The organism is Pseudomonas cyclaminis (genome assembly GCF_015163715.1).
Lineage (GTDB): Bacteria > Pseudomonadota > Gammaproteobacteria > Pseudomonadales > Pseudomonadaceae > Aquipseudomonas > Aquipseudomonas cyclaminis.
In genome coordinates this window covers 1-9,386 of the sequence record NZ_JADDUM010000144.1, presented here as the reverse complement: position 1 = coordinate 9,386, position 9,386 = coordinate 1, and the positions used below count along the sequence as shown (strand labels likewise).

The window sequence follows — 9,386 nt, the reverse complement described above, 5'->3', positions numbered from 1 at the left end:
CGGGTAATCTGTTCCTGGGCGAAGCCCATCAGGTCGTACTCTTGAGGCCCGTTGTGCAGGTACACCTCGGCACGGTAGTAACGGGTGCGCTCTTCTTCAGGCAAGTCATTGGGCGCCGCCGAGTAAGCGTCCAGGCTCACCTCATAGACAAACGGATTGCCCTCTTCCATCTCGATCCGCACGCCGATGCAACGCTTGGATTTACCCAGCAGCGTCTGCACTTCCAGCCCCTGGTCACGCAACGCAATTGCGGCTTCTTCCAGCGCCGGCGTTACGTGCTTGTCCATAAAGCGCTGCACGGTGGCCTGGCTTGGTTGCAGGTCCAGGGCGGTCAAGCGCTCGCTGAAACCACGACGCCCGCGTTCAGCCAATTGCGCCTGCTCCTGTTCGATCGCCGCGTCCTGGCGCATGGCCTTGTGCAAACCGAACATGAAGAAAATCAGCACCACCGAAAACGGCAGCCCCGCCAACACCACCATGGTCTGCATGGCTTCGAAGTTACCGGCAAACAGCAGGCCGATGGTCACCAGGGTGATCACCGCCGACCAGAAGATCCGCAGCCAGTGCGGCGCATCTTCGTCCACGTTGCCGCCTTTGCACGAAAGGTTGGCCATCATCACCGCGCCGGAATCCGCCGGGGTCAGGAACAGCACGAAGCCCACGAAGATCGACACACCGATAACGATTTTCGACGCCGGATAGTGCTCCAGCAGTTGGTAGATCGCCATGGACGGTTGTTCCAGGGCCGTCTTGCCCAACTCCACCGCGCCCTGATTGAGCACCAGGTCCAACGCCGAGTTACCGAAGATCGACAGCCACGCCAGGGTAAAGCCCAGCGGGATCAGCAGCACGCCGGCCACCAGTTCACGCACCGTGCGACCACGGGAAATACGCGCGATGAACATGCCTACGAATGGCGCCCAGGAAATCCACCAGGCCCAGTAGAACAGGGTCCACAGGCCCATCCAGCGCTCGGTTTTCTCGCCATCGCCTTCGTATACATAGAGGTCGAAGGTTTTCAGCACGATGCCGTTGAGGTAGTCACCGGTGTTCTGCACCAGGCCGTTGAGCAGGTGCAGGGTCGGGCCGAACAGCAGCACAAAGATCAGCAAACCGCTGAACAGCACGATGTTGAGGTTGGACAGGCGACGAATGCCGTTCTCCACACCCGACACGGCGGCGATGGTCGCCACGGTGCTCATCACGATGATCACGATCAGCAGGTTGGTGTTGCTGTGTTCCATGCCGAACAGATTTTCCAGCCCGGACGACACTTGCAGCGAGCCAATCCCCAGGTTGGTCACCAGACCCAGCAGGGTCACGAACATGCCGAAACCGTCCACCGCGTGGCCAGCCGCGCCTTTGACCCAACGCTCGCCCATCAGCGGGTACAACGCCGAGCGCAACGCCAGCGGCTGATTATGGCGGTAGGCAAAGTAGGCCACGGCCAGGCCGACCAAGGCGTAGATCGCCCAGCCATGCAGGCCCCAATGCAGGAAGGTCAGTTGCAACGCCTGACGCGCCGCCCCATTGCTGGCCGCCGCGCCTTCAGGTGGGTTGAAGTAGTGATCCAACGGCTCCGAGGCGCCGAAGTACAGCAGCGAGATGCCGATGCCCGAGGAGAACAGCATGCCGGCCCAGGCGCCGTAGCTGAAGTCCGGGGTGTCGTCCTTGCTGCCCAGTTTCAACTTGCCGTAGGACGAAAACGCCAGGCCCACCACGAATACGAGGTAGGCGGCAATGACCACCATGTAGTACCAGCCGAAGCTTTTCGACAGCCACGCCTGGGCAATGCCGAGCATGCGCCCGGCCTCCTGCGGGGCGATGATCAGGATGGCGGTCAACAACAGGATCAGCGCGGTGGAGGTGTAGAACACCCAACCGTTGACCCGCACCTTTTCCGGCGGGGTCTTTATAAGAGAGGCAGAACTCATGGCGCAGATGCTCCGGGCAGTGCGAGAGAGAAACACAAGGCAACGGTTATCCCAGGCCATCGATTTTTCGGCAGTCGACGGACGGGTGTTATAAAGACACCCCGAAAATTCTTGCGCCCCTGCCGAACCAGCAGACAGGGCGTTTCAAGGGTTTTTGCAGGTGCCGGATGCCGCAGCTCCCAGGTAGGAAATACCTGTAGGCAGCGACCATTTGTCGCAGAGCTTATTCTTTGTTGATTGAACGTTCAATCAAAACAAAATAGACTGGCCTCCAAGCCGACGGACGTTCATCGCCCATCGGCAGGCCTAAGGAGAGGTGCTACATGCCCAAGGTCGGTATGCAACCCATACGCCGCCAGCAGTTGATCGAAGCCACGCTGACGGCCATCGATCAGGTTGGGATGGGCGATGCCAGCATTGCGCTGATCGCCCGTTTGGCCGGCGTTTCGAACGGCATCATCAGTCACTACTTCAAGGACAAGAACGGCCTTATTGCAGCGACGATGCGCTACTTGATGAACGCGCTGATTGAGAACGTCCACGAACGCAGGCTTGCGCTCACGGACGACAGCCCACGGGCACACCTTCAGGTAATCATCGAGGGCAACTTCGATGCCAGCCAGGTCAACGGCCCGGCAATGAAAACCTGGTTGGCCTTCTGGGCAACCAGCATGCACCACCCGTCATTGCACAGGTTGCAGCGGATCAACGATCAACGTCTGTATTCCAACCTGTGCTGCCAGTTCCGCCGAACGCTGCCGCTGCCGCACGCACGCAAAGCAGCCCGAGGCCTGGCGGCCCTGATCGACGGTTTGTGGTTGCGCGGCGCTGTCGGGAGACGCTTTCGACACAGCGCAAGCGCAACGGATCGCTTACGAATACATGGATTTCCAATTGGCCAAGCAGGTGAGTTAGAGCACACACAACCGCTCAACCCCTGAACTGCCGTCGCTCAGTGTTGCCACCTCCTTATGGCCCACCTGGCGGCGGTTAACGCCAACCACTTATGCACTTGCGAGGACTTTATGGCCCGTTTCGACCTGCAAAAACTCTACATTGACGGCGGCTACAGCGACGCTGGCAGCGATGCCACCTTCGAAGCCATCAACCCGGCTAACGGTGAAGTTCTCGCCCAAGTGCAACGCGCAACGAAAGAAGACGTTGAACGTGCCGTGGTCAGCGCCGAGAAAGGCCAGAAAATCTGGGCCGCCATGACTGCCATGGAGCGTTCGCGCATCCTGCGTCGTGCCGTCGACATCCTGCGCGAGCGCAACGATGAACTGGCCGCCCTGGAAACCCTGGACACCGGTAAAGCCTTCTCCGAAACCAAGTACGTCGACATCGTCACCGGCGCCGACGTGCTGGAATACTACGCAGGCCTGGTGCCGGCCATCGAAGGCGAGCAGATCCCGTTGCGCGACACCGCTTTCGTCTACACCCGCCGCGAGCCGCTGGGTGTGGTTGCCGGTATCGGCGCGTGGAACTACCCGATCCAGATCGCCCTGTGGAAATCCGCGCCGGCCCTGGCTGCCGGTAACGCGATGATCTTCAAGCCAAGCGAAGTCACTTCGCTGACCACCCTGAAACTGGCCGAGATCTACACCGAAGCTGGCGTTCCAGCGGGCGTGTTCAACGTACTGACCGGCAGCGGCCGTGAAGTCGGCACCTGGCTGACCGAGCACCCGCGCATCGAGAAAATCTCCTTCACCGGCGGCACCGACACCGGCAAGAAAGTCATGGCCAGCGCCTCGAGCTCTTCGCTCAAAGACGTGACCATGGAACTGGGCGGCAAGTCCCCGCTGATCATTTTCGACGACGCCGACCTCGACCGCGCCGCCGACACCGCGATGATGGCCAACTTCTACAGCTCCGGCCAGGTCTGCACCAACGGCACCCGCGTGTTCGTGCCCAAGCATCTGCAAGCCGCATTCGAAGCCAAGATCGTTGAGCGTGTTGCGCGCATTCGCGTCGGCAACCCGGAAGACGAAAACACCAACTTTGGCCCGCTGGTCAGCTTCGCCCACATGGAAAGCGTGCTGGGCTACATCGCCAAAGGCAAAGAGCAAGGCGCCCGCCTGCTGTGCGGCGGCGACCGCCTGACCGACGGCGACTTCGCCAAAGGCGCGTTCGTGGCACCGACCGCGTTCACCGACTGCACCGACGACATGGTGATCGTGCGTGAAGAAATCTTCGGCCCGGTGATGAGCATCCTCACCTACGAAACCGAAGAAGAAGTGATCCGCCGCGCCAACGACACCGACTTCGGCCTGGCTGCCGGCCTGGTGACCAAAGACCTGAACCGCGCCCACCGCGTGATTCATCAGTTGGAAGCGGGTATCTGCTGGATCAACGCCTGGGGCGAGTCCGACGCGAAGATGCCGGTCGGCGGCTACAAGCAATCCGGTGTGGGCCGTGAGAACGGGATCAGCTCGCTGAACAACTTCACCCGCATCAAATCGGTACAGGTTGAGCTGGGCGATTACGCCTCGGTGTTCTAAGAACCCGAGCCTTGTATTGCCTTTGAGGCCTCATCGGGGGCAAGCCCCCTCCCACACTGACTGTGTTCACAAGTTCAGATGTGTGAATACCTTCAAATGTGGGAGGGAGCTTGCTCCCGATGAGGCCCGACCTGACCACACTTCAAAGAGGGTGCATTTATGTCCCAAGAATACGACTACATCATTGTGGGTGCCGGCTCCGCCGGTAACACCCTGGCGACCCGTCTGACTGAAGACGAAGGCGTCACCGTCCTGCTGCTGGAAGCCGGCGGCCCGGACTACCGTCTCGATTTCCGTACCCAGATGCCCGCCGCACTGGCCTTCCCGCTGCAAGGCCGTCGCTACAACTGGGCCTACGAGACCGATCCAGAGCCACACATGGACGGCCGCCGGATGGAATGCGGGCGTGGCAAGGGCCTGGGTGGTTCCTCGCTGATCAACGGCATGTGCTACATCCGTGGCAACGCCATGGACTACGACAACTGGGCAAAACTTCCAGGGCTTGAAAACTGGACGTACCTGGACTGCCTGCCCTATTTCAGAAAAGCTGAAACTCGGGACATCGGTCCGAACGACTGGCACGGCGGCGATGGCCCGGTCAGCGTGACCACGCCTAAAGCCGGCAACAACCCACTGTTCCACGCCATGGTTGAAGCGGGCGTGCAGGCCGGTTACCCACGTACCGAAGACTTGAACGGCTATCAGCAGGAAGGTTTCGGCCCGATGGACCGTACCGTCACGCCGAACGGCCGTCGCGCCAGTACCGCACGCGGTTACCTGGACACCGCCAAGAAGCGTTCGACCCTGACCATCGTCACCCACGCCCTCACCGACAAAGTGCTGTTCGAAGGCAAGCGTGCCGTTGGCGTGCGTTACCTGATCGGCGCGGCTGAAGAGCGCGTTGAAGCCCGTGCACGCAAGGAAGTGCTGGTATGCAGCGGCGCAATCGCCTCGCCGCAGCTGCTGCAACGCTCCGGCGTCGGCCCGGCCAAATTGCTGGAAAGCCTCGACATCCCGGTGGTCCACGACCTGCCCGGCGTCGGTGAAAACCTGCAGGACCACCTTGAGCTGTACCTGCAATATGCGTGCACCCAACCGGTGTCGCTGTACCCGTCGCTGCTCTGGTACAACCAGCCGGCCATCGGTGCCGAATGGCTGTTCAACGGCACCGGTATCGGCGCCAGCAACCAGTTCGAAGCAGGCGGTTTTATCCGTACCCGCGAAGAGTTCGAGTGGCCGAACATCCAGTACCACTTCCTGCCGGTCGCGATTAACTACAACGGCAGCAACGGTGTGAAAGAGCACGGTTTCCAGGCGCACATGGGCTCCATGCGTTCGCCGAGCCGTGGCCGCATCCAGCTTAAGTCGAAGAACCCACGGGACTACCCGAGCATCCTCTTCAACTACATGGCCACCGAGCAGGACTGGCAGGAATTCCGCGACGGCATCCGCCTGACCCGTGAAATCATGCAGCAGCCGGCATTGGATCAATACCGTGGCCGCGAAATCAGCCCAGGTATTGAAGTGCAAACCGATGAGCAGCTGGACACGTTCATCCGCGAGCACGCCGAGACCGCGTTCCACCCGTCCTGCTCGTGCAAGATGGGCACCGACGAGATGGCCGTGGTAGATGGCGAAGGTCGCGTGCATGGCATGCAAGGCCTGCGGGTGGTCGATGCCTCGATCATGCCGATCATCACCACCGGCAACCTGAACGCGCCGACGATCATGATCGCCGAGAAAATCGCCGACAAGATCCGTGGCCGCCAGCCGCTGCCGCGCAGCACTGCCGACTACTACGTGGCTGGCGATGCGCCGGTGCGGGGCAAGCCGTTGCGCGAAGTAGGGCCGACTGCGCAGTAACTGATACACCGCGGTGCCTTCATCGGGGGCAAGCCCCTCCCACATTTGACCGTGTGAATCCGGTCAAGTGTGGGAGGGGGCTTGCCCCCGATAGGACCCGATCAGGCACTGCAAACCTTGCCTCTACACTTTCCTTGATCAGCCCCCAGCCCAGGCCTACTCTGTCTGCCTGCCCGCGCTGAGCCGCCCACAAGGAAGGCCCCATGTTCGACCACCACGCCACACTCAAACGGCACTTCAGTGCCCTGCGCACCACCGCCGAGTTCTTCTCCCTGCGCTACGTGCGCGAATCCGGCCAGTACCTGTCGGTGCGCAAGAACGTCGCCGAACCGCCCCACCTGAGCCACGACGAAGGCGCCATGCTCACCGTGCGTCTCAACGGTGTCGAAGCCTACGCCGCGACCAACGACATTTCCCTTGCCGGCCTGCAAGCCGCCCTTGAGCGTGCCGAACAGCAAGCCCGGCAGATCAAGCCTCACGCCCTGCTCGACCTGCGCGACCAACACGTGTCCAGTGACGTGGCCGACTACCTGTCGCCCGACCTCCACCAGCCCTTCCCGTCCCTGAGCGACTGCTACCAACTGCTCGGCGACGAATCGGCCGCCGTCCCCAAAGACGAGCGCCTGGTCAGTTGGGACGTGAGCCTCGGCCTGACCCACGTCGAGCAGATCTACCTCAACACCGCCGGCGCCGAACTGCGCCAGGCCCAGCGTTTTGTGTTCCCCGGCGTCAACGTCACGGCCTTCGACGGCAACGACAGCCAGACCCGCACGCTCGGCGGCAGCAACTTCGGCCAGCAAGGCGGGTTTGAGGTGATCAACCGCTTCGGCCTGGTCGCGCCGCGCCGCGTATTGCCGACGAAGCCCTGCAACTGCTGCTCGCGCCGAACACCCCCCAAGGCCCGCGCGACCTGCTGCTGATGCCGGACCAGATGATCCTGCAGATCCACGAGTCCATCGGCCACCCACTGGAGCTGGACCGTATCCTCGGCGACGAGCGCAACTACGCCGGCACCAGTTTTGTGAAGGCCAGCGACTTTGGTCACCTGCAATACGGCTCCAAGCTGCTCAACGTGACGTTCGACCCGGACATTCCCGAGCAACTCGCCAGCTACAGCCATGACGACGACGGCACCGCCGCCAGCAAGCAATTCCTGATCCGCGAAGGGCTGTTGATCAGGCCGTTGGGCGGCGCGCTGTCGCAATTGCGCGCCGGCATGAGCGGGGTGGCCAACAGCCGCGCCAGCAGTTGGAACCGCGCACCGATCGACCGCATGGCCAACCTCAACATCGAGGCCGGCGACAAGCGCTTCGCGCAACTGGTGGGCGGCATCGAAAGCGGCATCCTGATGTCGACCAACCGTTCGTGGTCCATCGACGATGCGCGCAATAAATTCCAGTTCGGCTGCGAATGGGGCCAGTTGATCGAAAACGGCGAACTCAAGGGCGTGGTCAAGAACCCCAACTACCGTGCCATTTCCGCGCAGTTCTGGCGCAAGCTCAGCGCCGTGGGTGACGCCAGCACCTCCAAGGTGCTGGGCACGCCGAACTGCGGCAAGGGTGAACCCAACCAGGTGATCCGCGTCGGCCACGCCTCGCCAGCCTGCGTATTCAGCAACGTTGACGTATTTGGGGGAGATGCCTGATGACGACCTTCAAGGCATTGGTGGAGTGGCTCAAGCAAGCCATCACCGACAAGGAACAATTTCACCTGGGCTATGCGGCGGAAGCGTCCGAGTTCGTGCGTTTCAACCACGCCAAGGTGCGCCAGGCCGGGCAGGTGCAACAGGCCAGCCTCAACCTGAAACTGATCAACGATGGCCGCCACGCCGACCTCGCCATTACCCTGGCGGGCACGCCCGAGCTGGATCGCCAGCGCCTCGCCGCCGGCTTGCAGCAGCTGCGTGAAACCTTGCCGCTGCTGCCTCACGACCCGTATCTATTGCTCAACCAGAACGCCTGGCACAGCCACAACGAACAGGCCCGGCCGTTGCCCGACCTGGCCCTCGTACTGGAGGACATCAGCCAGGCTGCCGACGGCGTGGACCTGGTCGGGATCTATGCCGCCGGGCCGATCAGCCGTGGCTTTGCCAGTTCCGACGGAGCCTTCGGCTGGCACCAGGCCAATAGCTTCAACTTCGATTTCAGCCTGTTCCATGCCAACGGCGAAGCGGTAAAGGCCAGCTACGCCGGGCATACCTGGGACAGCGCGGAGTTCGCCCGCCGCCTGCAACAGGCCCGCGACCAGCTTGAGTTCCTCGGCCGACCGCTGCATACCCTGCCCCCCGGAGAGTACCGCGCCTACCTGGCCCCGGCGGCACTGGAAGAAATCATCAGCCTCATGACCTGGGGTGGTTTCTCCGCCCAGGCCATCGCCAGCAAAGGCAGCTCGCTGCAAAAACTGTATGCCGGTGAGCAACACCTCAGCCCACTGGTAACGGTGAGCGAACAGATCAGCGGCTCCCTGAGCCAGGCGTTTTCCAGCGAGGGCTACCCGCGCAGCGATGTCACGCTGATCAACGCCGGCAAGGCCGACGGCCAACTGGTGAACTCGCGCAGTGCCGCCGAATATGGCCTGAGCACCAACGGCGCCAGCAGCGACGAATCCCCCAGCGCCTTGCAGATGGCCGCAGGCAGCCTGGCCCAGGTCGATATCCTCAAGCAGTTGGGTACCGGCCTGTACATCAGCAACCTGTGGTACCTGAACTACTCCGACTTGCCGGCCGCACGCCTCACCGGCATGACGCGTTTCGCCACGTTCTGGGTGGAAGACGGCGAGATCAAGGCGCCGGTCAGTACCATGCGCTTTGATGACAGCGTCTACAGCTTGCTGGGCTCGCAGTTGGAGGCGCTGACTGCCGAGCGGGAGTTGCTGCTGTCGGCCAGTACCTATGGGCAGCGCAATACTGCCTCCAACCTGCTCCCCGGCGCCTTGGTAAAACGCCTGACGCTAACCCTCTAAACACTGCAAACCCAATGTGGGAGGGGCGGTGCGACGATTCGAACTTGCCCCCGATGGCGATGGGTCTGAGTACATATCCGTTGGTCAGGTAACGGCCACCTAGGGTTCCGCTTTTACAGCCGGCTCACTT

4 protein-coding genes and 2 pseudogenes are annotated in these 9,386 nt (G+C 61.9%); 5 read left to right on the top strand and 1 reads right to left on the bottom strand.

The features are described 5' to 3' along the window. A partial coding sequence (locus IQK56_RS18225; protein ID WP_341869528.1) for a BCCT family transporter occupies positions 1-1,877 on the bottom strand: 1,877 nt, incomplete at its 3' end. Positions 1,878-2,257: 380 nt separating this feature from the next. Here IQK56_RS18225 and betI point away from each other — a divergent pair. From betI to IQK56_RS18200, 5 genes and pseudogenes are all read left to right on the top strand, one after another. Next, positions 2,258-2,849, top strand: a pseudogene (betI, locus tag IQK56_RS18220) (transcriptional regulator BetI). Between the two features lie 110 nt (positions 2,850-2,959). Next, positions 2,960-4,432, top strand: a complete 1,473-nt coding sequence (gene betB / locus IQK56_RS18215) for a betaine-aldehyde dehydrogenase (RefSeq protein ID WP_193901775.1) — start codon at positions 2,960-2,962, stop codon at positions 4,430-4,432. A 159-nt stretch (positions 4,433-4,591) separates the two neighbouring features. Further along, positions 4,592-6,295, top strand: coding sequence for a choline dehydrogenase (gene betA / locus IQK56_RS18210; protein WP_122310448.1), 1,704 nt, complete (start codon positions 4,592-4,594; stop codon positions 6,293-6,295). 203 nt (positions 6,296-6,498) lie between these two features. Continuing rightward, positions 6,499-7,940: pseudogene (locus tag IQK56_RS18205) on the top strand (TldD/PmbA family protein). After that, positions 7,940-9,256, top strand: coding sequence for a TldD/PmbA family protein (locus tag IQK56_RS18200; protein ID WP_122310451.1), 1,317 nt, complete (start codon positions 7,940-7,942; stop codon positions 9,254-9,256). The pseudogene IQK56_RS18205 and the gene IQK56_RS18200 overlap by 1 nt, the downstream one beginning before the upstream one ends. Positions 9,257-9,386: the final 130 nt, after the last annotated feature.

Excerpts from the sequence above, each read along its gene's own strand:
- betB (WP_193901775.1), top strand. The coding sequence starts at position 2,960 with ATGGCCCGTTTCGACCTGCAAAAACTCTACATTGACGGCGGCTACAGC.
- IQK56_RS18200 (WP_122310451.1), top strand. The coding sequence starts at position 7,940 with ATGACGACCTTCAAGGCATTGGTGGAGTGGCTCAAGCAAGCCATCACC.
- betA (WP_122310448.1), top strand. The coding sequence starts at position 4,592 with ATGTCCCAAGAATACGACTACATCATTGTGGGTGCCGGCTCCGCCGGT.